Source organism: Rhodococcus sp. IEGM 1351, from assembly GCF_030056875.1.
In the GTDB taxonomy this organism is placed as follows: domain Bacteria; phylum Actinomycetota; class Actinomycetes; order Mycobacteriales; family Mycobacteriaceae; genus Rhodococcus_F; species Rhodococcus_F opacus.
Genome location: NZ_JASHKU010000005.1, coordinates 88,223 through 111,065, shown reverse-complemented (window position 1 = coordinate 111,065; position 22,843 = coordinate 88,223). Strand labels below are relative to the sequence as shown.

Here is a 22,843-nt window from a genome sequence, read left to right as displayed (position 1 = left end):
CGCGTCGAGGCCAACACGGAGCACGGCCTCGCGTTCCGGTTCTTTCTACACGCAAACGACAGACGAGTGGGAGTGCCGCGCTGTTACAGCTGGTGCAATTGTTACTTCCGAGCTACCCGATCGTGTTGCCGAGGTCGCCCGCCAGATCGTGGATCTGCTGCTGCCAGTAACGCCACGTGTGGATGCCGCGGGGCGGGAAGCTGTAGGTGACGTTCTTCGCGCCGAGGGTCGCCATCTTGACCTGGAAGGCACGGGTGTTCGCCAGCGACAGCGCCTCGAGGCTCGCACCGGTGCTCGCGTTGAAAACGTCCATGAATCCGGTCGGTGCGGCTCCGCCGGGGGCGGGGATGCCGTTGGCGGCCGACACCCACAGGCGGGTGTTGTTGTCGCGAAGCTTGTTCGCGAACACGAACGGGTCGTTGCGCAGCCACGCCGGGTTCCACGGCGGGCCCCACATCGCGTCGACGTTGTAGCGGCCGGCGTCGAGCATCGCGATGCGGATGGCCTCACGCATGCCGGGAGCCGAGATGTTCAGGTACCCGGACAGCGAGCCCGCGTAGTTGAACTGATCGGGGTGGTAGGCGGCGAGGGTCAGGGCGGCGCTGCCACCCATCGACAGGCCGATGACACCGTTACGGGTGGACTGGAACCCGAGGCGGTTCGCCAGTGCGTCGCGAAGTTCCTCCGTGAGGAACGTCTCCCACTTGTACGGGGTCTTCTGGCCGTTGAGGTTCGAGTTCGAAATCCAGTCGGAGTAGAAGCTGGACTGCCCGCCGACCGGCTGGACGACGTTGATGTTCTGCGAGGCGAGGAACGGGCCCGCGTCGGTGTTGACCTCCCAGCCGCTCAGGTCGTCTTGCGCGCGCAGACCGTCGAGCAGGTAGACCACCCGGTTGGTGTTGCCGTCGGCGGCCCGCCAGATGCGGCTCTTGATCGGGCCCATGGCGGAATCGACCCAGAAGTCCTGCGCGGCGGGGTCGAAGGCGGCGGATGCGGTTGCGCCGCCGCCCACCATGGTCACGCCCAGCGGCAGTGCGACCGCCAGAGCAATTGCGGCGGCAGTACGCCTGGCCCATCCGCTTGTTCTCGTCGAACCCCCAACACGCATGAACTCGTCTTCCCTCCGCTTGATCCGTCTCGCGCCGCGGCCGCGGCAACCTCTCGATAACTCTCGTGAAAATCTCACGTACAGACGCCACCCGCGCAGCGCTCGCTGCGCGGGTGGCGTCTCGACGGGATCACCTTACTGACAAAACGTTCCGTTGTGCACTCTCGGGGGAAGGGAATCCTGGGTTTTCCCTCACGCTCCGGCCGTGGCGCGGGCACCCCGGAGCACACGAGTGCCGCCCCGCCGGATCGGCGGGGCGGCATTCGCCACGAGGGTGGTGTCAGATCACCAGGCGCCCAGTGTGTCCAGGATCTGGCCGCGCGCCTTGAACAACTCCGAGCCCCAGTACGGCCACGAGTGCGTGCCATTGGCGGGGAAGTCGAAGGTGGCCGGCACACCGAGGGTGGCCAGACGCACCTGGAAGGCGCGGGTGTTGGCCAGGGCGAGAGCCTCGAGGCCCATGCCGTTGGCGGTGTTGTAGTAGTCGATCGGAGCGCGCGGGTGGTCGAACTCACCGGGCAGACCGCTGGCAGCCGAGATGAACATCGACAGGCCCTGCAGACGCGGCGCGAACACGAACGGGTCGTTACGCAGCCACGCCGGGTTCCACGGCGGACCCCACATCGAGTCGACGTTGAAGCGGCCGGCGTCGAGCATCGCGACGCGGATCGCCTCACGCATGCCGGGAGCCGAGATGTTCAGGTAGCCGGACAGCGAACCGGCGAACTTGAACTGGTCGCGGTGGTACGCGGCGAGAGTCAGAGCGGCGCTGCCACCCATCGACAGGCCGAGGACGGCGTTGTTGGTGCGCGAGACGCCGTAGTTGGCCAGGAAGTCGGGCAGTTCCTGCGTCAGGAACGTCTCCCACTTGTACGTGACGGGCTGACCGTTGAAGTTGCTCGCCGAGTACCAGTCGGAGTAGAAGCTGGACTCGCCACCGACGGGCATGACCAGGGTCACGTTGTCGTTGCGGTACTGGTCGAACGCGTTGGTCTCGAAACTCCACGCGTTGCGGTCGTTGCGGGCGCGCAGTCCGTCGAGCAGGTACAGGGCGGCGCTACCGCCGCGGGCTGCCCACTGGACCTGGACCTTGATCGGTCCCATGGAAGAGGGAACCCACAGTTCCTCGTAGCCACCGGCCGGCGCGGTCTTGGCGGGACCCGCGTGCGTCGGTGCTGCTGCGGCGACGGCTCCACCAGCGATTCCTGCGCCCATAGGCAGTACCAATGCGACGGCTCCGATGGCCATCGCACGCTGCTTGAGGCGCTGAGACAACCTCGGTCTGGCAAAACGCATGAATACTGCTCACTCTCTTCGTCTGCGGACTCCGCCACTGGGCGGCTCCGGCGGATTCCGTCGGGGAACAGGCGACCTGCCGGCCCGGGCATGAAGCCGGGTCGGCAGCGGACCTCTTCCAAGTCACACTGCGCTCGGTGGACTGTATGTCACACGAACTTCTCTGACAAACGCTCACGGAGCGCTTTCCAGGGAACTTCCCAGACCACCGTCACGATGACTCATCATCGACGTACATCGTCGCCGACAGTTCCTGCGTTACACAAACGAGATCTGATGTTCCGACATCGAGATCTACCCGGGACGCCCTGGTGACCCACGCCCCGCCCGGTTCGCCCTATTTGGCAGGTTCCGGGAACGGCGGCTCGAGATTGCACCGCTGAATTTCATATGCGGGCACTCGTTCGAATCGATAACTCGCGAAATGCAGCGCATCCTTGAAATTCTGCTTGAATCGCGGCCACGTCAGTTCCGACCGATACGACGTCAGCAGGTCCTGCGTCTCGGGGCACGTGAGCGCGACCCGCGCCTCGGTCACCCATTCCTCATCGAGGAATCCGGGCATCCACGGGTGCTTGTCGATCATTCCCGTGTCCACCACGACCCAGTCGGGGTACAGGTTCTTGTCGTGCCCGATACGGCCGTCGTCCAACCGCTCGGTGTGCGCCGCGAGCGGGTAGGCGAGACCCATCTGGTCCAGCACACGCACGTCGAGACCGACGTTCATGCTCGTCATGCCGAGGTTCAGGAAGTACACCGTGTGACCTGCGCCGCCGTCCGGGATCGGAAGGGGTGGAGGAACGACGAACCAGTACGTGTAATCGGCGGACGGGATGAGCAGGCCGCCGTCCGGGGTGTCCGAGATGGTCTGCACCATGGCGCGCATCCGCGGGTAGTCCAGATAATCGTCCGCGCGAATCGGGTGCGCATGACCGGTGTTGAGAACGTAGAAGGCGCGTTCGTCGACAATTCCGGAACGTCCGATAACGACACCTTCCGGCATTCCCGTCGTGTTCGACGCGAAAAACGCCCACACGACGGTGCCGGCCCACAGGAAAGCCATTGCGAGGAAAATCGACGATTCCCCATTACGCCCCCACGCCGCCCGGTCCGGAATTCGCACCGGAATTACGGCGACGGGAACGATGAAACAGAACAGAACGGGGAGAAGAACGCGGCCGTGCATGAAGTCGCCGCCGACGCGCAACGAGTACAGACCGAGGATCAGCCCGCTCGCGAGAATGAACACGACGACGGCATTCTGCGTCCGCAGCCATCCGCGCAGGCGCGTCAGCCGATTTCCTTCGGTGTGACGAACACCATCTTCGATGGACTTGTCCCGGCCGCGCCAGGCGATCACGGCGCCGGCGAAAAGGAAGACCAGCGGTAGCCACAGCAGGTACGGGCCGAGCAGATTCCAGAGGTAGGCGAAACCCTGCGACCACTTGGCGCCGCCGGCGTCCTTCGACACCGCGGTGTTGGGGTACGGGAGGGCGTAATAGCCCATTCGCCAGATCTGATAGCCCACCGGGACGATGCCGGCGACGAACACCATCGCCACCCGCACCACCCAGGTGAGACCGGGAGCGAGGAAGATCATGGCCAGCGACAGCACACCCAGGATCGCCAGCTCGGGGCGCACGAGGGGCCCCATGCCCGCGATGAACGAGAGAACGAGCACCGAGGTGGTGGACGGAGCGGTGGCCTGACTCCATCGGACCAGCAGCAGCCAGAGCAGCGCGATCCAGAAGATGACCAGGCAGCTTTCGAGACCCGACGTCGCGAAGTCGCGGGCCGGGGGCACCGCGATGTACACGAGCACACCGGCGGGCATCAGCAACAGCGTGCCGCCGCCGGCGAAGGACCCACCGCGGTACAGGCGCGCGGTGCCGAACATGGCGAGCACGATCGCCGCCGTGGACAGGATCAGCGCGATCGTCAGGACGACGTATTCGAGCCGGGCCTGGGAGAGCCAGCTGAACGCGTAGACGATGTATGTCCACGCGGTGCTGGTGTTGGCCTCGACACGCTCACCCGAGTTGAAGACCGGACCGTTGCCTGCGAGGAGGTTGCGGACCGTGCGCAGCACGATCAGACCGTCGTCGGCAATCCATCGCCGTTCCCAGGCACCCCAGAACATCAGGAGAGCCGAGATGGCCACACCCCCGAGGAAGACCACCCTCGAGAGGATGGCCTTCCGGTGGCGTTCGGTGGTCCGCTCCGCGGCGGCGTCCGAGTCCTCGGCGCCTCCTACCAAGTCAGACGAGGTAGACAGCGACACCCACCACTCCGATCCAGGCAATCGCGAGGAGTTGGAGCACGCGGTCGCCCAGCGCGATCTCCTCGGGCTCCCCCGCCTCGCCGCCGTCGACGTCCACGGCGTAACGCAGGATCGCGATGGTGAACGGCACCATGGAGATGGCGTACCAGTTGGTGGCCTTCAGGTCGTCCTGCTGGAACGCCCACAGTCCGTAGCAGAGCACGACCGCGGTGGCGCTGAGCGTCCACACGAAACGCAGGTACGTCGTGGTGTAGTTCTCCAGGGACTTGCGGATCTTCGCGCCGGTGCGCTCGGCGAGCTGCAGTTCGGCGTATCGCTTACCGGCCGCCATGAACAGCGAACCGAAAGCCATGACCAGCAGGAACCACTGCGACAGCGCGATCTCGGCGGCCACACCGCCTGCGATGGCGCGCAGCAGGAACCCGGACGAGACGATGCAGATGTCGAGGACGGCCTGGTGTTTGAGACCGAAGCAGTAGGCCAGCTGGATGCCGATGTAGACGGCCATCACGACCGCCAGCTGCCAGTTGGCGAGGAACGACAGGGCGATGGACCCGCCGAGCAGCACGACCGCCATGCCGAACGCCAGGTTGACGGGCAGCACACCGGCCGCGATGGGGCGGAATCGCTTGGTGGGGTGCGCGCGGTCCGCCTCGACGTCCATCGCGTCGTTGACGAGGTAGATGCCGGACGCTGCCATGCAGAACACCACGAAGGCGAGTGCGACGGGAAGCAGGACGTCGGATTCCGTCGCCGTGCCCGCGGCGACGGGAGCTGCGAGGACCAGGACGTTCTTGACCCACTGACGCGGGCGGACGGCCTTGACGATGCCTGCCGCCAGGGATGTCGGGGGTCCGGTGACGACGGCCGGTTCCTCGCTCATTTCTCTCCAAACTTCTGCTCGGCCTTCAGCACCGCGACCGCAGAGGCGGCCCCCAGGGCAGATCCGGCGAGCACATCGGTCGGGTAGTGCACTCCCAGAACGAGCCGGGAGAGCAGCATCGGCGGTACCAACAACGCAGGCAAGGGTAGCCCGGTGAGACGGCCGAGCAGCACGGCAGCCGCTGTCGTGGACGTCGCGTGCGACGACGGGAAGCTCAATTTGCTGGGCGTCGACACGTTGACCTGGATCGACGGGTCGTTCGGCCGGGGGCGGCGGACGATGCGTTTGATCACGATCGAGGCCGCGTGGGCGCCGACGGCACCCACCGCGACTCCCGCCCACTGCCGGCGACGAGGCTTGTCGAGTGCCGCGCCGATGCCGGCGACGGCCACCCACCCGAGGGCGTGCTCACCGAAGTGCGACATACCCCGGGCGGTCGAGACGACGCCGGGACGGCTCGCGATCGTCGACTGGACGGTGTGCAGGATGTGAATCTCACTGGATGCCGAAGACACGTTCCCACCTCTCCTTGCTGGTCAGGGCAGGAACGGCGTCCTGGTACTCGCGCTTGAGCTCGGGGAACCGCTGGGCCAGTTCACGGCGCAACCGGATCGCTTCCTTCAGCAGCGCGAGCGCCAGCTTGGGGTTGCGCTTGCGGTAGACGACTCCTCGCCCGTCCGCGGTGGTGACGGTGACGCCGTCCACCTGGGACAGCAGGAACCACCGCGCGTCGATGGTGGGCACGTTGAGCTGGGGACGCTCGTGGTGCTGCTCGTGCGCGGGCTTCACGTTGTGGACCAGGCCCTTGCCGAGACGCACGATCTTCGCGAGCGGGTTCGTCGGCAGGCCGACCGCGCCGACTTCCTCACCGGAGGGCAGCGGCAGGCTCGTCGACGACGGCAGCACGACGGCGTCCGGGTACTCCTTGCGCATCGCGTGGACGTTACCGAGCGCGGTCGGGAGCAGTTCGAAGATGTGCTCGGGGCCCTGCAGGAAGTCGGCGATGGCCTGGTTCTGGATCGCGACGGTCGAGTACTCGAGGCACAGCAGGTGCTTGATCGTGGCCTTGACGGTGTTGATCACGAGTCCGCGGCCGTTGCCCGGCATGTGCAGGGCCGCGACGACGAGCCGGTTACGGAGGTGGAAGTACGCCTGCCAGTCGATGGCGTCGTCCTTGTCGCTCCACGCCATGTGCCAGATCGCGGCACCGGGCATGGTCACGGTCGGGTAGCCGGCATCCCGGGCACGCAGGCCGTATTCGGCGTCGTCCCATTTGATGAACAGCGGCAGCGGCTGACCGAGTTCCTCGGCGGCCTGCCGCGGGATCATGCACATCCACCAGCCGTTGTAGTCGACGTCGATCCGGCGGTGCAGCAGCCGGGAGTTCTCGCGGTCGCTGAGCGGGTAGCGGGAGAAGTCGTGGTCGTACTCGACGTTCGGGGCGGCCGTCCACATGAAGATGCTGCGGTCGACGACCTCGCCCATCGAGTGCAGGTGACTGCGCTCCTGGAGGTTCAGCATCTGCCCGCCGACGAGCATCGGCGACTTCGCGAACCGCGACATCGCCAGCGCGCGCAGGATCGAGTCGGGTTCGATCTCGATGTCGTCGTCCATGAACAGGATGTGCTGGCAGTCGGTGGTCTTCAGCGCCTCGTACATGATCCGGCTGTAACCGCCGGACCCGCCGAGGTTCGCCTGGTCGTGGATGGCCAGCCGGTCGCCGAGCGCTTCGGCCGCCTCCGTGAAGCCGGGCTCGTCCTTGACCTTGCGGGTGCCCTGGTCCGGAATGATGACGGCCTTGACCACGTCCATGACGAGTTCGTCGGACGCCAGCGCCGTCAGCGCCTTGACGCAGTCGGTGGGCCGGTTGAACGTGGGGATGCCGACGGCGACGGTGGCCTCACCGGGGGCGTCGACCGGCGCGTACCAGCCGGCGCTCTCCAGCACGACCTCGGTGTCGGTGGTGATGTCGAACCAGATCCAGCCGCCGTCCTCGAACGGGGCGAGTTCGATCTCGAACTCCAGCGCGGCGTCACCGTCCTGGAACTCGCGGCCTTCGACGTGGATGCGCGACGAGTCGGCCTTCGAGCGGTACACGTCGATGCGGCAGTGCCCCGACAGCTCGAGACGCAGCACCACGGAGTTCAGGGTGCTCCACCGGCGCCAGTAGCTGGCCGGGAACGCGTTGAAGTAGGTGCAGAACGACGCCTCCGCCTCGGCGCCGACCGACAGCGAGGTGCGCGAGAGCGAATGCGCGCGACGACTGTTGGTCTTCGCCTCCTCCAGGTAGAGGGTGCGGACGTCGAGCGGCTCGCCGGCACGCGGCAGGATCACCCGCTGCAGCAGCGACTTGCCCAGTAACGGGGCGTCCTCGGTGACCTTCTCGGATTCGAGCAGATGTCGGGCGCTCATTCGGCATCCCCCACCAGGGCCGCACCGGATTCGAAGTGCGGACGCAGGGAGTTGTCGAACATCGACAGCGCGCTGGCGATCGCCATGTGCATGTCCAGGTACTGGTAGGTGCCGAGACGGCCGCCGAACAGAACCTGGTTCGACGCCATCTCCTCCTTCGCGCGGTCGCGGTAGGCGGCGAGCATCGCGCGGTCGTCGGGAGTGTTGATCGGGTAGTACGGCTCGTCCTTGCTCTCCGCGAACCGCGAGAACTCCCGCATGATGACCGTCTTGTCCTTCGGGTAGTCCCGCTCCGGGTGGAAGTGGCGGAACTCGTGGATCCGGGTGAAGGGCACGTCGGCGTCGTTGTAGTTCATGACCGGGGTTCCCTGGAAGTCGCCGGTCTCGAGCACCTCGGTCTCGAAGTCGAGGGTGCGCCAGCCCAGCTCGCCCTCGGAGTAGTCGAAGTAGCGGTCGAGGGGGCCGGTGTAGACGACGGGGGCGTCGGGGCTCTCGGCGCGCAGGTCGTCGCGGACGTCGAACCAGTCGGTCTCGAGCCGGACCTCGATCTTCGGGTCCTTCGCCATGTTCTCGAGCCACGCGGTGTAGCCGTCGACGGGCAGGCCCTCGTACGTGTCGTTGAAGTAGCGGTTGTCGAACGTGTACCGCACCGGCAGGCGGGTGATGTTGCCCGCGGGCAGGTTCTTGGGGTCCGTCTGCCACTGCTTGGCGGTGTAGTCGCGCACGAACGCCTCGTACAGCGGCCGCCCGATCAGGGAGATCGCCTTCTCCTCCAAGTTGGACGCGGACGCCGAGTCGATCTCGCTGGACTGCTCGGCGATCAGCTTCCGCGCCTCGTCCGGGGTGAAGTAGCGCCCGAAGAACTGCGACACCAGGCCCAGCCCCATCGGGAACTGGTACGCCTGCCCCTTGTGCAGCGCGAACACGCGGTGCTGGTAGTTCGTGAATTCGGTGAACTGGGTGACGTAGTCCCACACCCTCTTGTTCGAGGTGTGGAACAGGTGCGCTCCGTACTTGTGGATCTCGATGCCGGTCTCGGGCTCGGCCTCCGAATAGGCGTTTCCGCCCAGGTGATGACGACGGTCGAGCACCAGCACACGCTTACCCAGCTGTGTTGCTGCACGCTCGGCGACGGTCAGTCCGAAAAATCCGGAGCCGACGACGATGAGGTCGTACCGGCCAGGGGCGGTTGTCTCTGGGGTTGCAGCGGTCACGATGAACCAGGGTAAGCGACTCCGCCGCCCGTGCGCGGCCAAGGGGGGCAAGGACCCCCTCGGCACGCACGAGGAGTTCTCCCTGTATTCACCGGTTCTGCAGACCTCGTTGTTCCCGCCGACGCGGCGATCGCGCTTCATGAGCGGGTGCGCATCGTCCAGCTGGCGAACTTCTACGGACCGCGGTCGGGTGGGCTTCGCACCGCCCTCCACAACTGGGGTCAGGGGTACGTCGAACGCGGGCACGAGGTGGTCCTCGTCGTCCCAGGTCAGCGCGACTGCGAGGAGCTGCTGCCGAGTGGGGTCCTGCGGATCACGCGGTCTGCTCCCACCATCCCCGCGACCGGGGGTTATCGCGTGGTCAATCCGCGGCGGGTGGCCGACGTCGTCAGCGGTCTGCGACCCGACGTCCTGGAGGTGTCCGACCGGCTCACTCTGCGCGGTTTCGGGGGCTGGGCCCGCACCCGTGGGGTGCGCAGTGTGGTCGTGTCACACGAACGCCTCGACCGGCTGCTCGGCCAACTCGCTCCGCGTCGAGTGGCCCGCGGCTGGGCCGATATCGCGAACCGCCGGATGGCCCGCAATTACGACGCCGTCGTCTGCACGACGGACTTCGCGAGCGAGGAGTTCACCCGGATCGGGGCCCCCAATCTGCACCGGGTCCCGCTCGGTGTGGACCTCACGATGTTCCATCCCGGCAAACACGACCAGGTGATGCGCGACTCGTTCGCCGACCCGGCGCAACGTTTCCTTCTGCACTGCGGCCGGCTGTCGGTGGAGAAACAGGTGGAACGGAGCATCGACGCCGTCCGGCTGCTGCGGCGGCAGGGCCACGACGCCCGGCTGGTCATCGCCGGGGACGGCCCGCGGCGTGAGGCGCTGCAGTACCGGGCCCGCGGGCTCCCCGTGCACTTCACCGGTTTCATCAGCGACAAGGGCCGCCTGGCGTCGCTGTTCGCGTCGGCGGACGTGTCGCTGGCGCCCGGACCGCACGAGACGTTCTGCCTGTCGGCGCTCGAGTCGCTCGCGGCGGGCACCCCGGTGGTCGCGTCACAGTCGTCGGCGCTCGCCGAGATCATCACACCCGGCTGCGGCGCCCTGGCCCGGGACCGGGGTCCCGCGTTCGCCGAAGCGGTGAGCGGCATACTCGCGATCCCCTCACGCACGCGCCGGGCGTCGGCCCGACGGCGGGCCGAGGACTTCGGCTGGGGCGAGTCCGTCGACGGGATGCTCGCCGTGCTCGAGGGAACCGGTCCGCTCTGCCCGGCCTAACTGCCGCCCGTCGGTAACCACTCGCGCAGCACGCTGGCGTCGATCACCTGCGCGCCCAGCTTCTTGGTCCAGATGATGGTTCCGTTGGTGTACATCCGGAACTTCCCCGCCTCCGACGGCAGCATCATCTCGGGACCGATCGGCGCTCCCAGCGTGCTGTTGACGCCGCCGAGTTCCTTGTACTTCTCGGCGATCGGCGAACCCTCGGTGGTGCCGACGGTGTCCTCGTCCTCACCCGCGGACGCGAGGGTGGACTCGGGTTCGGGGGCGGAAGGCGGTGCGGGGACGCCGAGCCCGTCACCGACCGTGAACCAGTCGGACTTGAGTTTCAGCTTCGACCGCGCCTCGGCGCCCGTCGCCTCGGCGGTGCCCGACGATCCGACCACCTTCACACCGGTGACGCGTCCGCCGTCGACTCCGAAGTTGTTGCGGGTGACCACCTCGAACGATTCGAGGTCTCCGACGTTGAACGCGGACGCGATGTCGCCCGCGGTGAGGGTCACCGTCCAGTCGTGGTTCGGTGACACGGTGTCGCCCTGGTCCTCGACGGCCGGGAACTCGCCGCCCGCGGTGTATCCGCCTGTGGACGAGGAGAATTCGGCGGCGACGGGCTTGTTGTCCTTCGTCAGGATGGTGCCCTTGGTAGAACGGACGGCGTCGGTGGTCCGCGGGTCTTCCTTCGCGGAACCCCCGTACACCTGGCAGCTCTGGGTGTCGCAGGTCTTCGCGTACTCTTCCCGGTTCTCGGCGGCAGCGTAGGAGCGGGCCGCGACGGCCTGCGCCCGAAGCGCCTCGGCCCCACCGGTGTCGGCCCAGCCGGCTTTCGCCTCGGCGGGCACGACGCCCAGGAGGTAGTCGTCCATGTCGAGGACGTTGACGGTGCGGACGGCGGCGCCGTCGAGCGCGACCCCGAGCGCGCCGCGGTAGGGGGTGTCACCGGCGCACAGCTTCAAGTGCTCGTTCGCGGGACGGTCCGGGGTCAGGTCGACCGGGTCCACCCACGGATGGTCGGTGGCGTCCTGCCACAGGACCTCGCCGGCACATCCGCGCGTCACCACGACGTTGGCGCCGCCGTCGGCGGTCGGCGTGAGGTGGACGGCCTCTCCCGGTCCGACGGGCTTGCCGGCGACGACGGCGCCGGCGTCGGAGTAGACGTCGAGCGGCTGATCGTCACGCGCCTGCAGCCGGACGCTGATCTGTGCGTCGGCGAGGGTGCCGAGTGTGGTGCCGCCGTAGTAGTGGCCGAGGATGCGCTCGGCCGCCCATCCCTGATCTTTCGCGTATCCGTAGGCGCCCCACTGGCCCATCCCGCGGCCGTGGCCGTTGCCGTGCCCGGAGAGCGTGTACGGCGTGTCGGAGGCGACGGTTTCCCGGACGTCCTGGCCGGAGGAGCGCACGTGCACGACGACGCCGGTGACGGCGCCGACGACGAGGACGGGTGCGATGCCGAGCGCCGACGCGCGCAGAAGTCTGGCCGTGAATCCGCGCGGGGCTGGAGGGCCCGCGATGTACCGCCTCCTGCGGGTCCAGGCAGGTCTACCTGCACGAACCCCGAATTCGGTCTTCGCCATCACTGCACTCCTCATCGCTGAACAACGAGCGCTGAGACGGGGCGTGCACCTCGTCTCAGCGGGTCCGAGAAATTCGGGATAAAGTCTCAATGTAAGGTTGAGCGTTATGGACCTGTGTGACTAGTGTGGCAAGAGTGGTTGGAGTTAGCAACAACAGTCTCTTCAGTCACATGAGCATCACGAGTTGCAGACACGCGAGGTCGCTCGCAGGAAACTACAACTGAGGAGAGTCCCCCTTGCCGCACCGTCGACCGAAGCCCTCGATTGTCCTCGGGGCTGTCGCCGCTCTGGCTGTCGCAAGTCCCGTTGCGGTCTACGGCATCAGTAGCGCACCCTCCGACGTCAAATCCACGAACGAAACCTCCAACTCGGCAGTGTCCACCGAGATCGCGCAGGTCGTGCTGTCGCAGATTCCCGACATCGTGATTCCGCTGAAGGAACTGACCGGGCTGAACCTGCCCGACGTCAACATCGGCGACCTCCGGAACCTGAAGATCCCGCCGTACCTCCACATCCCCAGCAACGTGCAGCTCCCGGGCGGAATCCAGATCCCGAACCTGCAGATCCCGCTGAAGCTCCCCGCCCCGGGCGACGTCTCCGACCCCGCGATCCTGCCCCCGGCCGATCAGCAGCCCGGCACGATCGTCAAGGAACTGTCCCGCGACACCCCGTTCAGCATGGTGGCGCTCACCTCCGAGACCCTCGCGTCCGCGGAGTCGAAGGTCCGGGCGCTGCAGGCCGACGGAACGTGGGGACAGTGGGTCTCCCCCGACATGATCGACACGCGTCGCACGGACAAGACGGCGTCGGACGGCAAGGTCGCCACCGAACCCGTCTACGTCGGGCTGACGAAGGCGATCCAGATCCTGACCCCCACCTCGATCCCTGCACCGGCAGGCGCACCCGCGCCCGACGCGGTGCCCGCTCCCGCCCCGGCACCCGCAGCCCCTGCTCCCGCCGCGGACGGGGCCGCACCGCTCGGTTACACCCCTGCCGCCGTCAACACGCCGTTGCGGCAGCAGCCGGCACGCGCGGGCGCCGACGACGTCACGGCCGTGCTCATCGAACCGGGCAGTGGTCCCGGCGACGCGACGCTCGGCGACATCGCGAGCCCCCTCGACAGCGGCGGTCCCAAGGTCATCAGCCGCCAGCAGTGGGGCGCCGACGAGTCCATCCGGTGCCAGGACCCCGATTACGACGACTTCATCGGCGGCGCCACCGTGCACCACACCGCGGGAGCCAACGACTACTCGAAGGCCGAATCGGCCGAGATCGTCCGGGCGATCTACGCGTACCACGCGCAGACGCTCGGCTGGTGCGACATCGGATACAACGCACTGGTCGACAAATACGGCCAGATCTTCGAGGGTCGCGCAGGCGGTCTCGACCGTCCGGTCCAGGGCGCGCACGCCGGCGGGTTCAACGAGAACACCACCGGAGTCGCGATGATGGGCGACTTCTCGTCCGAGGATCCGCCGCAGGTCACCCTCGACGCCGTCGGCAAGTTCCTGGGCTGGAAGCTCGGCAAGGCCGGACTCGACCCACTCGGTGAGACGACGATGTACTCCGAGGGCACCGAATTCACGCCCTACGCGGAGGGTGAGGCCGTCGATCTCCCGGTGATCTTCGCGCACCGCGACGTCGGCAACACGTCCTGCCCCGGAGACGCGGCGTACTCACACATGGACGAGATCCGGCAGATCGCGGCGGCCAACCTCGGCGGCGGCAACGCGTCGCTGGCTTCGGACGCACCCTCGGGTGAGGCTCCGGCGCCGTCCGGCGGTCCCGGCACGGACGCCAGCGCCAGCCTCGGCGCCGGAATCCCCGCCCTGGTCAACGAACTGCTGCGGCTCACCGACCCGTCGCCGGTCGCCCAGAAGTGGGTGGCGGAAGGCGGCGACACCGGCCGGCTCGGCCAGGCCATCACCGGACTGCTGCAGGCCAAGGCCGGTAACTCGGGCGCACAGTTCGCCAACGGCGCCATCTTCACCTCGCCCAACGGCGGTGTGTGGGCGGTCCTCGGACAGATCTTCAAGACGTGGCAGAACCTCGGAGCCGACAACGGCGAACTGGGCCTGCCGACCAGTGACGAGTACCCGATCCCGGGCGGTCTGCGCACCGACTTCGAGAACGGTTCGCTGATCTTCAACGAGATCACCGGCATAGTCACCAAGGTGTTGAAGACCTACAACGACACCTACGCGGAGGCCTACAAGAACGGTGCCCGGGTCGATGCCGCGGCCCCCGTCGCACCGCCCGCGGACCCGGCTCAGGTTCCGCCCGCTCCGGCCGAGCCCGCTCCGGCTCCGGCACCCGAACCGGCTCCCGCGCCCGCTCCCGCTCCCGTCGAACCGGCACCGGTTCCGGCCGGCTGATCGGGTTTCACCCTCCCGGGCGCTGGTGGTCTCAGGACCACCAGCGCTCGAGTACTTTCGCGACTCCGTCGTCCCAGTTGGTGGCCGTCACTTCGTCGGCGGCGGCCTTGGCGTCGGGGTGCGCGTTCTCGACGGCGACACCCCGGCCCGCGAGGTTCAGCATCGGAATGTCGTTGGGCATGTCACCGAAGGCCACGATGTGCGACGCCGTCACGCCGAGTCGTTCCGCCACCAGCGCGAGACCCGACGCCTTCGTGATTCCCGACGCCGACAGTTCGATCAGCCCGTTGTCGGTGGAGAACGTGACATCGGCCCGGCGACCGATGTGCGGCGCCAGCGCGTCGACCATCGCCTGACTGGACATTTCCGGCACCCGGATCAGCAGCTTCACCGCGGGGGCCGCGACGACCTCGTTCTCGGACATCTCGGTGTTGTCGGGGTTGAGCCAGGCGTGCTGGTAGCCGGGTGAACTCACGAACTGCGGTGTCGCGGCGTCGTGGGCGCTCACCCCGACACGCTCCGCCGCGAGCCCGGCGCCGGGCAGCACGCGGAGCGCGATCTCCGACAGCCACGTGAGGGTGTCGACGTCGAGGGTCGCGGAGCTGAGCACGCGGTCGCTGTCGCTGTCGTAGATGACGGCGCCGTTCGCGCAGACGGCGAGCGGCGCGTAGCCGAGGCCCTCGACCACGGGATGGATCCAGCGCGGGGGCCGGCCGGTGGCCAGCACGAAAGGGGTTCCCGACGCGACCACCGACGCGACGGCGTCGCGGGTGCGGGCACTGATGCGCTCGTCCTCCCCGATCAGGGTGCCGTCGACATCGGACGCTACAAGGCTCGGTCGGTCTGGGCTCACCCAGCTATTCTGCCTGCCGAGTCCGCGGCGCCGCCGGGCGGCCGTTACCGGGCCCGCCGTTCCTCGGCTTCGCGGCGGTCCATCTCGGTGGCCTCCTCGATGGTCGGCGCGCTGCCGCCGAGTCGCCGGGGCACCCAGTACGCTCCCGCCGGATGGTCGAATCCGTCCTGCACCCGGCGCAGGATGGTGTCCATCTCCGTGTGCAGGGTCTCGGTGAGGGCCTCCGCCGGTTCCCGCGGCTCGATCGGCCGGCCGACCTCGACTGTCACCGGGAACCGATGCCGCCCAAGTTGTCTCGGCTGCCCTTTGGTGGCGATCCGATGAGCGCCCCACACGATGACGGGCACGAGCGGCACCCGGGCGTCGATCGCCATGCGCGCCGCACCCGACTTCAGTTCCTTGATCTCGAAGCTCCGGCTGATGGTCGCCTCCGGGTACACACCCACCAATTCGCCCTCGCGCAGCCGGTCCACCGCAGCGAGGTACGCGCCCGCGCCTGCGGTCCGGTCGACCGGGATGACCCCGCACCCGCGCATCAGGAACGCCATCACCGTGTTGTTCGCGAGTTCGGCCTTGGCCATGAGCCGCAGTTTGCGGTCCACCGCACCGACCGCCAGTGCCAGCTGGACGAAGTCCAGGTAGCCGGTGTGATTGACCGCGAGCACCGCACCACCCTCGGTGGGGATGTTGTCCAGGCCGACTCGCGTCATCCTCAATCCCTGGAACAGGGACAACGCCTTGGCCGTCGACTCGACAGCCGTATAGACCGGCTCCACCGCCACCCTCTAGCTACCGGTCTCCCGGGCCCGACGGGACTGTGCCTTCGCCTCGGCGTCGGCGGCGTCCATCTTGTTCGCTTCGTCGAGTGTCGGCGCGCTGCCACCGAGGCGCGCGGGCACCCAGTACTCGCCCGCCGGGTGGTCGTAGCCCTGCTGGAGGTCGGCGAGCATCGTCGTCATCGTGGCATGCAGCTTCGCGGTCAGCTCGGCCGCGGGTTCGAACGGCTGGATCGGCTCACCGACGGCGATCGAGATGGGAGTGTTCGTGCGGCCCAGCCGCTTCGGGAACCCCTTGGTCCACACCCGCTGCGCCCCCCAGATGACCACCGGGATGATCGGCACATTCGCCTCGATCGCCATGCGCGCGGCACCCGACTTGAATTCCTTGATCTCGAAGCTCCGGCTGATGGTGGCCTCCGGGTACACACCCACCAATTCGCCGCGGCGCAGGAAGTCGACGGCCGCCTTGTACGAATCCGCGCCGGCGGCCCGGTCGACCGGAATGTGCTTGAGCGCGCGCATGATCGGGCCCGAGATCTTGTTGTCGAACACTTCCTTCTTCGCCATGAAGCGGACGTACCGCTTCACCCGGCGGGCCGGAAGTCCGGCGTAGGTGAAGTCCATGTAGCCGGTGTGATTGATCGCGATCACCGCCCCACCCGTCGACGGAATGTGCTGATCGCCCTTGACCGTGAACTTCAGGCCCTCGAGGGCGAATACGGTGCGGGCGATGCCGATGACGGTTCGGTAGACGGGTTCCACAATCGGCTAGCGTAGCCGGGTATCCGCGATCTGGCCCGCCGTCGGGGACGGACTTTCGGTGGGGAGTCGAGAGAAAGGGCGCGCTGGAGATGGCTGGCATGGGCAGGAGGGCGCTCATCGCGCCGGTCGTCGCGGTGATCCTCGGCGCGGGGGTGGCGTGCGATTCGCAGTCCGGCATCCCGACGGAGGAACCTCCGGCCGATACCGTTTCCGCGCCCACATCCGCCGCCGGGCCCACGACCACCACGCCGCCTGCCCCGGTGCCGCAGGTGATCGTCGGCGACGTGCCCGGCAACCCCGCAGCGGTCGACGCCGTCCGCGCCTGGGCCACCGACCTGGTCACCCGACCCGACACCGTCCCCGCGAAATGCTGGACGCTGCCGCCCGCCCAGGCCGCCGACCAGTACGCCGACACGTCCGCGATCCTCGGGGCCCTCGCGCAACCCGGCGTCGACGGACAGTTCGCGGTGTCGTGGACCGGCGGCGGCACCACGGTGTCCGTCAAACGCAGCGAGATCGCGTCCGGCTACGCCTGCCCGCACGTCCACCCCGCCGGGACCGTCGACTTCTACACCCCCGCCGACGCCGAGTACGCCGTCACCCGATTCCTGTCTCGGGAGTCGGGCGCGCCGGTGAACAGGGCAGACACCGAGACCGCCTACCCGCTGATCTGCCCCGGCTTCAGCCCCTGGGACCCGTCCGGCACGGGCACCGGTGGCAGGCCGCCGCTCCAGCTCGACCCCGACGTCCTCGCCGGGACGACGGCGTTCGCCGCCGACGCGATGACCGCCACTCCGGTCCGCGGCGACTACCTGGAAGTGTCCGTTCCCGTCACCGACGTGTCCGGTGTGACGAACACCAGGCAGCTCACGCTGTCCATCGGCCCCGACGGCTACTGCCTGGGCGAAGTGACCTGACCGCACGTGAGTGGCATGGTGTGCTGGAGCGCGCATTGCCACTCACCTGGGGGGACCGCCTACTCTGGAACAGTCGCTCAGCTCCCAGGAGGCATACCAGTGCAGGTCACCAGCGTCGGACACGCCGGATTCCACATCCAGACCGAGGCAGGCTCGATCCTGTGCGACCCCTGGGTGAACCCCGCGTACTTCGGGTCCTGGTTCCCGTTCCCGGACAACACCCAGCTCGACTGGGACGCCCTGGGCAACTGCGACTACCTGTACGTGTCGCACCTGCACAAGGATCATTTCGACCCGGAGAACCTGAGCAAGCACGTCAACAAGGACGCGACGGTGCTGCTCCCCGACTACCCGGTGCCGGACCTCAAGCGTGAACTCGAGGCGCTGGGCTTCCACAAGTTCTTCGAGACCGAGGATTCCGTCAAGCACAAGGTCACCGGCCCCAAGGGCGACCTCGACGTCATGATCATCGCGCTGCGCGCCCCCGCGGACGGTCCGATCGGCGACTCGGGTCTCGTGGTGTCCGACGGCGAGACCACGTGTTTCAACATGAACGACGCACGACCCGTCGACATGGACGTCCTGCACGACGAGTTCGGCAAGATCGACATCCACCTGCTGCAGTACTCGGGCGCCATCTGGTACCCGATGGTCTACGACATCCCCACCAAGACGAAGGCCAACTTCGGCAAGCAGAAGCGTCAGCGCGGCATGGACCGCTGCCGCAGCTACATCGAGCAGGTCGCGGCCACGTGGGTGGTGCCGTCCGCCGGACCGCCGGTGTTCCTCGACGACGCCCTGCGCTACCTCAACGACGACCGGGGTGACGAGGGCAACATCTTCCCCGACCAGATCACGTTCCTCGAGCAGATGCGGATCCACGGCAACGACGGCGGCATCCTGATGATCCCGGGGTCCACCGCGGACCTGAAGGGCGGCGAGCTGACGCTCACGCACCCGATCTCGGATGCCGAGGTCGACAAGATCTTCTCCGACAAGGCCGCGTACATCGAGGACATGGCGAAGCGCATGGCGCCGGTCCTCGCCGCCGAGAAGGCCACGTGGGCCCCCGCCGAGGGTGAGCCGCTGCTGGAGGCGCTCAAGGCGAAGTTCGAGCCGATCATGAAGCAGTCCGACCTGATCTGCGACGGCATCGGCTACCCCGTCGGCCTGGTGATGGGCGACGAGACCGTCGTCCTCGACTTCCCGCAGCGCACCGTCCGTCCGCGCGGCGAGAAGGACGGCAAGTACCGCTACGGCTTCCGCATCGCCCCCGAATTGGTGCGCACGGTGCTGCGCGACGACGAGCCCGACTGGGTGAACACCATCTTCCTGTCCACCCGCTTCGAGGCCTGGCGCGTCGGCGGATACAACGAATTCCTCTACACGTTCTTCAAGTGCCTCACCGACGAGCGCATCGCGTACGCCGACGGCTGGTTCGCCGAGGCCCACGACGACTCCGCGTCGATCGAACTCGGCGGGTACGAGATCCAGCGTCGGTGCCCGCACCTGAAGGCCGACCTGTCGAAGTTCGGCGTCGTCGATGGCACCAACCTCACCTGCAACCTGCACGGCTGGCAGTGGGACCTCGAATCCGGTCGCTGCAAGACGTCCAAGGGACACGAACTGCGGTCCACCAAGCTCTGACCCCGGCGGGCGAACGCACCCTTCGGCGCATCTGAGGCGTCGAAGGGTACGTTCACCCGGCAGTGGGGGCGTCGGTGCGGACCGGCGGCAGCCACCGACGCACCAGGACCGCCGACAGCAGCACGGGAACGGCCAGTGCCGCGACGAGCGTCGTGACCGACAGCCACAGGGACCCGACGGCCACGCCCGCGTAGATCAGCACCGCGGCCACCTCACCGAACAGTCCCGCCACCGACGTGACGGTGGCGCGTGCGGGACCGGTGATCGCATCCTGTACGCGCGCTTCCGACACGATCATCGCGTTGCCGAGGATGCCGTAGCCGACGCCGAGCGCGAGGAATCCGGGGACACCGCCGAGCAGCGCTCCCCCGCCGAGCAGGATCGCGGCGACGGCAACGGCCCGCCCCATCGTCACGGCACGCATCGACGCCGTGCGTCCGGCGAGGGCTGTGCCGACCACCTGACCGCTCACCGTGATCGCGACGAGCAGCGGTACGGACGCCGTCGCTGTGCCACCGTCGCGGGCGAGGAGCCCGAAGTACTCGTCGAACGCCAGGAACGCGATCAGCACCGCCGAGAGCAGCACTCCGCGCCGGACCACCGCCTCCCGCGTCACCTCGCCGAGGCCGGCACGCAGCATCGCGGCGTACCGGGCCGCGAGTCCCCGGCGTTCGTCCGCGACGTCGAGGGTCTCGTCGGCCTCCTCGACCTTGGGTGCCGCGGGCAGCAACAGGGCGAAGCCCCCGTGGACCACGGTCGCACCGACGCTGACCCATCCGACCAACGGATATCCGCCGAGGACGTAGAGCGGCGCCGCCGTCAGGGTCGCGAGAAGGTTGCACACCATGGCGCCGGAGTTGGCGAAGCCGAGCAACCTCGCGAAGTCACCGGCGGCGCCTCGCGCCACGAGTTCGTCGTACAGCAACGCCTCGAACGTGCCCGACTGGATGGCGCCGCTGATGCCCCACAACACGAATCCGGCCGCGAATCCCGCGTACGACGGCACGAGGATCCACACGCTGAATCCGGCCGTGTACAGCACGGACGCGAACACCAGGAGGCCACGTCGAGACACGGTGTCGGCCCACGCGCCGGACGGCACCTCGGCGACGAAGGACACGACCGACCAGATGACGAACAGGGACGAGATCTGACCGACGCTCAGTCCGTGGTCGGCGAACAGCAGGTCGTACAGACCGTAGAGCGGGATGAGGTCGCGCGTGGACACGTAGCCGACCACGCGGACGGCGAGAGAACGCTGCGAACTGGGTCAAGGCTGGTCGGCGGGATATCTCACGCGCCCAGTTTCGCACTCCCCGCCGGGGGTGTCACCCCGTTTTCGACTATCCGACGGTCGGCGGCTGATCGACGAGCTGGGCCATGTAGAGCTGGTCGCCCATCTTGTCCATCAGTTCGATCTGCGTCTCCAGATAGTCGATGTGATCCTCTTCTTCCTCGAGGATCGTCTCGAGCAGTTTCGCCGACGTGGCATCGCCCTTGTCGCGGCACATCTGGATTCCCGGACGCAGGCGCTCGACGACCTCGACTTCGATGGAGAGGTCGGAATGGAACTGCTCGCGTAGGTCCTGTCCGATGCGCAGCGGCAGCAGCTTCTGATAGTTCGGAAGCGCCTCGAGGAACAGGATCCGGTCGGTGAGGATCTCGGCGTGATTCATCTCCTCGATGGACTCCGCCCGAGTCTTGTCCGCCAGTTTGGTGAAGCCCCAATTGGCTTGCATCTTGGAGTGCAGAAAGTACTGGTTGATCGCAGTCAGCTCACTGGTCAACTGTTCGTTGAGAAGAGCAATTACTTCGTCGTCGCCGCGCATGACTTCTCCGTTCGCCCCGGTTGAGGCGAACGTACCACCGGCAATATCCCGCGATGTAGAGAATCGCGGGATTCAGTTGTGCTGCGGTTTCGTTACGCGGCCACGCTGTCGGCGGCCGACCGCTCCAGAATCTCCTTCAACCGATCGACGCAGGTTCCGCATCCCCATCCGGCGCCGCAACGCTCACCGATGGCATCCGCACTGTCAGCTCCGGCAGCACAGTGCTCATGCACTTCGTCTTCCGTCACTGCCTTGCAGATGCACACGAACATGTGGAGCTCCTTACCAACTCGATTAGGTAAGGGTTACATCATTTCGGCGTTCGCGCAAGGGTAGCCTTCCCAAAAGCCCTGCGCCTGCGTTCATGGCTTCAGGAGATCCGTCCCGACAAACGGCACGAGCGCCTCGGGCACCCGCACCGTGCCGTCGGACTGCTGGTGGTTCTCCAGGATGGCGACGATCCACCGGGTGGTGGCGAGGGTGCCGTTGAGGGTCGCGGCCGTCTGCGGCTTCCCGTTCTCGTCGCGGTACCGGACACCGAGACGACGCGCCTGGAACGTCGTGCAGTTGGACGTCGAGGTGAGCTCGCGATATGCCTGCTGCGTGGGCACCCAGGCCTCGCAGTCGAACTTGCGGGCGGCCGACGACCCCAGGTCGCCACCGGCCACGTCGATCACGCGGTAGGGCACGTCGATGGCGGCGAGCATGTCGCGCTCCCACCCGAGCAGGCGCTGGTGCTCCGCGTCGGCGTCCTCGGGCTTGCAGTAGGTGAACATCTCCACCTTGTCGAACTGGTGGACCCGGATGATGCCGCGGGTGTCCTTGCCGTAGCTGCCGGCCTCGCGGCGGAAGCACGTCGACCAGCCGGCGTACCGCTTGGGGCCGTCGGCGAGGTCGAGGATCTCGCCCGAGTGGTACCCGGCCAACGGGACCTCGGACGTGCCGACGAGGTACAGGTCGTCGTCGGCGAGGTGATAGATCTCGTCCGCGTGGGCGCCGAGGAACCCGGTTCCCGCCATGATCTCCGGTCGCACCAGCACCGGCGGGATCATCATCTGGAAGCCGTTGGCCATCGCCTTCTGCGCGGCCAGCTGCAGCATTCCCAGCTGCAGCATCGCGCCGAAGCCGGTGAGGAAGTAGAAGCGGGCACCGGAGACCTTCGCGCCGCGCTCCATGTCGATCAGCCCCAGCGACTCACCCAGCTCGAGGTGGTCCTTGGGTTCGAAGTCGAACGTGGGAATCTCGCCGACCGTCTCGAGGGTGACGAAGTCGTCCTCGCCGCCCGCGGGGGCGCCCTCCTGGACGACGTTGGAGATCGCCCGGTGCGCGGCGTCGAGCGCGGCCTGCGCCTCGTGCTGCTCGGCCTCGGCCTGCTTGACCTTGGCCGCGAGTTCCTTGGAGCCCTCGAGCAACGCCGGACGCTCCTCCGGGGACGCCTGCCCGACCTTCTTGCCGAACGCTTTCTGCTCGGCACGCAGATTGTCGCCGGCGAGAACGGCGGCGCGCCGGGACGCGTCGGCCTCGAGCAACGCGTCGACCAGGGCGGGATCTTCGCCACGGGTGCGCTGCGACTCGCGGACGGCGTCGGGGTTCTCGCGGAGGAACTTCAGGTCAATCACGGCTTCAAACCCTACCGGGCGCCGC

19 protein-coding genes are annotated in these 22,843 nt (G+C 67.6%); 4 read left to right on the top strand and 15 right to left on the bottom strand.

The features are described 5' to 3' along the window. Positions 1-112: 112 nt before the first annotated feature. The 7 genes from QM806_RS10565 to glf all read right to left on the bottom strand — a co-directional run bounded on the left by QM806_RS10565 (position 113) and on the right by glf (position 9,194). The gene (locus QM806_RS10565; protein ID WP_080606195.1) at positions 113-1,108 is read right to left on the bottom strand and encodes an alpha/beta hydrolase; all 996 of its coding nucleotides are present in this window, start codon (positions 1,106-1,108) and stop codon (positions 113-115) included. 285 nt (positions 1,109-1,393) lie between these two features. Next, positions 1,394-2,404 carry an alpha/beta hydrolase gene (locus QM806_RS10560; protein WP_043789365.1) on the bottom strand — a complete coding sequence of 337 codons (1,011 nt, stop codon included), beginning with the start codon at positions 2,402-2,404 and terminating at the stop codon, positions 1,394-1,396. 337 nt (positions 2,405-2,741) lie between these two features. Beyond that, positions 2,742-4,661, bottom strand: coding sequence for an arabinofuranosyltransferase AftB family protein (locus QM806_RS10555; protein ID WP_005565887.1), 1,920 nt, complete (start codon positions 4,659-4,661; stop codon positions 2,742-2,744). A gap of 1 nt (position 4,662) precedes the next feature. Further along, positions 4,663-5,568, bottom strand: a complete 906-nt coding sequence (locus tag QM806_RS10550) for a decaprenyl-phosphate phosphoribosyltransferase (RefSeq protein ID WP_005248842.1) — start codon at positions 5,566-5,568, stop codon at positions 4,663-4,665. Next, positions 5,565-6,083: a phosphatase PAP2 family protein gene (locus QM806_RS10545; protein WP_005260442.1), complete on the bottom strand. Its 519-nt coding sequence runs from the start codon at positions 6,081-6,083 to the stop codon at positions 5,565-5,567. The genes QM806_RS10550 and QM806_RS10545 overlap by 4 nt, the downstream gene beginning before the upstream one ends. Next, positions 6,064-7,980, bottom strand: coding sequence for a glycosyltransferase (locus tag QM806_RS10540; RefSeq protein ID WP_005248844.1), 1,917 nt, complete (start codon positions 7,978-7,980; stop codon positions 6,064-6,066). Before QM806_RS10540 ends, QM806_RS10545 begins: the two co-directional genes overlap by 20 nt. Then, positions 7,977-9,194, bottom strand: a complete 1,218-nt coding sequence (glf, locus tag QM806_RS10535) for a UDP-galactopyranose mutase (protein WP_005260443.1) — start codon at positions 9,192-9,194, stop codon at positions 7,977-7,979. The genes QM806_RS10540 and glf overlap by 4 nt, the downstream gene beginning before the upstream one ends. A gap of 147 nt (positions 9,195-9,341) precedes the next feature. Here glf and QM806_RS10530 point away from each other — a divergent pair, with 147 nt between their 5' ends. Further along, on the top strand, positions 9,342-10,466 hold the full coding sequence (locus tag QM806_RS10530) for a glycosyltransferase (RefSeq protein ID WP_005565890.1): 1,125 nt from the start codon (positions 9,342-9,344) through the stop codon (positions 10,464-10,466). On the opposite strand, the gene QM806_RS10525 is transcribed toward QM806_RS10530, so the two are convergent. Beyond that, positions 10,463-12,037, bottom strand: coding sequence for a SpoIID/LytB domain-containing protein (locus tag QM806_RS10525; protein ID WP_005565891.1), 1,575 nt, complete (start codon positions 12,035-12,037; stop codon positions 10,463-10,465). The genes QM806_RS10530 and QM806_RS10525 overlap by 4 nt on opposite strands. Positions 12,038-12,273: 236 nt before the next feature. Between QM806_RS10525 and QM806_RS10520 the strand changes: the two genes are divergently transcribed. Then, positions 12,274-14,412, top strand: a complete 2,139-nt coding sequence (locus tag QM806_RS10520) for an N-acetylmuramoyl-L-alanine amidase (RefSeq protein WP_120659922.1) — start codon at positions 12,274-12,276, stop codon at positions 14,410-14,412. A gap of 31 nt (positions 14,413-14,443) precedes the next feature. Here the strand turns inward: QM806_RS10520 and QM806_RS10515 are convergent, their stop codons facing one another. From QM806_RS10515 to QM806_RS10505, 3 genes are read right to left on the bottom strand one after another with little or no spacing between them, the layout of a single operon-like run. Further along, positions 14,444-15,265, bottom strand: a complete 822-nt coding sequence (locus QM806_RS10515) for a Cof-type HAD-IIB family hydrolase (RefSeq protein ID WP_005571619.1) — start codon at positions 15,263-15,265, stop codon at positions 14,444-14,446. A 44-nt stretch (positions 15,266-15,309) separates the two neighbouring features. After that, positions 15,310-16,041, bottom strand: coding sequence for a lysophospholipid acyltransferase family protein (locus QM806_RS10510; protein WP_169693721.1), 732 nt, complete (start codon positions 16,039-16,041; stop codon positions 15,310-15,312). A 9-nt stretch (positions 16,042-16,050) separates the two neighbouring features. Continuing rightward, a complete protein-coding gene (locus tag QM806_RS10505; RefSeq protein WP_120659924.1) occupies positions 16,051-16,806 on the bottom strand; it encodes a lysophospholipid acyltransferase family protein in 756 nt (251 codons plus the stop codon). An 89-nt stretch (positions 16,807-16,895) separates the two neighbouring features. Here QM806_RS10505 and QM806_RS10500 point away from each other — a divergent pair, with 89 nt between their 5' ends. Together QM806_RS10500 and QM806_RS10495 are read left to right on the top strand one after the other, a co-directional pair. Then, the gene (locus tag QM806_RS10500) at positions 16,896-17,723 is read left to right on the top strand and encodes a hypothetical protein (protein WP_169693722.1); all 828 of its coding nucleotides are present in this window, start codon (positions 16,896-16,898) and stop codon (positions 17,721-17,723) included. Between the two features lie 99 nt (positions 17,724-17,822). Continuing rightward, entirely contained in the window at positions 17,823-19,370 is a 1,548-nt protein-coding gene (locus QM806_RS10495; protein ID WP_054248585.1) for a Rieske 2Fe-2S domain-containing protein, read from the top strand. Between the two features lie 52 nt (positions 19,371-19,422). Here the strand turns inward: QM806_RS10495 and QM806_RS10490 are convergent, their stop codons facing one another. The 4 genes from QM806_RS10490 to serS all read right to left on the bottom strand — a co-directional run bounded on the left by QM806_RS10490 (position 19,423) and on the right by serS (position 22,818). After that, the gene (locus QM806_RS10490) at positions 19,423-20,610 is read right to left on the bottom strand and encodes an MFS transporter (RefSeq protein WP_169693723.1); all 1,188 of its coding nucleotides are present in this window, start codon (positions 20,608-20,610) and stop codon (positions 19,423-19,425) included. 103 nt (positions 20,611-20,713) lie between these two features. After that, positions 20,714-21,199, bottom strand: coding sequence for a bacterioferritin (bfr, locus tag QM806_RS10485; protein WP_005248856.1), 486 nt, complete (start codon positions 21,197-21,199; stop codon positions 20,714-20,716). A gap of 92 nt (positions 21,200-21,291) precedes the next feature. Beyond that, positions 21,292-21,471 carry a (2Fe-2S)-binding protein gene (locus tag QM806_RS10480; protein ID WP_005248857.1) on the bottom strand — a complete coding sequence of 60 codons (180 nt, stop codon included), beginning with the start codon at positions 21,469-21,471 and terminating at the stop codon, positions 21,292-21,294. A gap of 90 nt (positions 21,472-21,561) precedes the next feature. Beyond that, positions 21,562-22,818, bottom strand: a complete 1,257-nt coding sequence (gene serS / locus QM806_RS10475) for a serine--tRNA ligase (protein ID WP_054248583.1) — start codon at positions 22,816-22,818, stop codon at positions 21,562-21,564. Between the last annotated feature and the right edge of the window lie 25 nt (positions 22,819-22,843).

Coding starts and splice junctions, on each gene's coding strand:
- QM806_RS10500 (WP_169693722.1), top strand. CDS start 16,896: ATGGCTGGCATGGGCAGGAGGGCGCTCATCGCGCCGGTCGTCGCGGTG.
- QM806_RS10480 (WP_005248857.1), bottom strand. CDS start 21,471: ATGTTCGTGTGCATCTGCAAGGCAGTGACGGAAGACGAAGTGCATGAG.
- bfr (WP_005248856.1), bottom strand. CDS start 21,199: ATGCGCGGCGACGACGAAGTAATTGCTCTTCTCAACGAACAGTTGACC.
- QM806_RS10565 (WP_080606195.1), bottom strand. CDS start 1,108: ATGCGTGTTGGGGGTTCGACGAGAACAAGCGGATGGGCCAGGCGTACT.
- QM806_RS10540 (WP_005248844.1), bottom strand. CDS start 7,980: ATGAGCGCCCGACATCTGCTCGAATCCGAGAAGGTCACCGAGGACGCC.
- QM806_RS10550 (WP_005248842.1), bottom strand. CDS start 5,568: ATGAGCGAGGAACCGGCCGTCGTCACCGGACCCCCGACATCCCTGGCG.
- QM806_RS10560 (WP_043789365.1), bottom strand. CDS start 2,404: ATGCGTTTTGCCAGACCGAGGTTGTCTCAGCGCCTCAAGCAGCGTGCG.
- QM806_RS10525 (WP_005565891.1), bottom strand. CDS start 12,037: ATGGCGAAGACCGAATTCGGGGTTCGTGCAGGTAGACCTGCCTGGACC.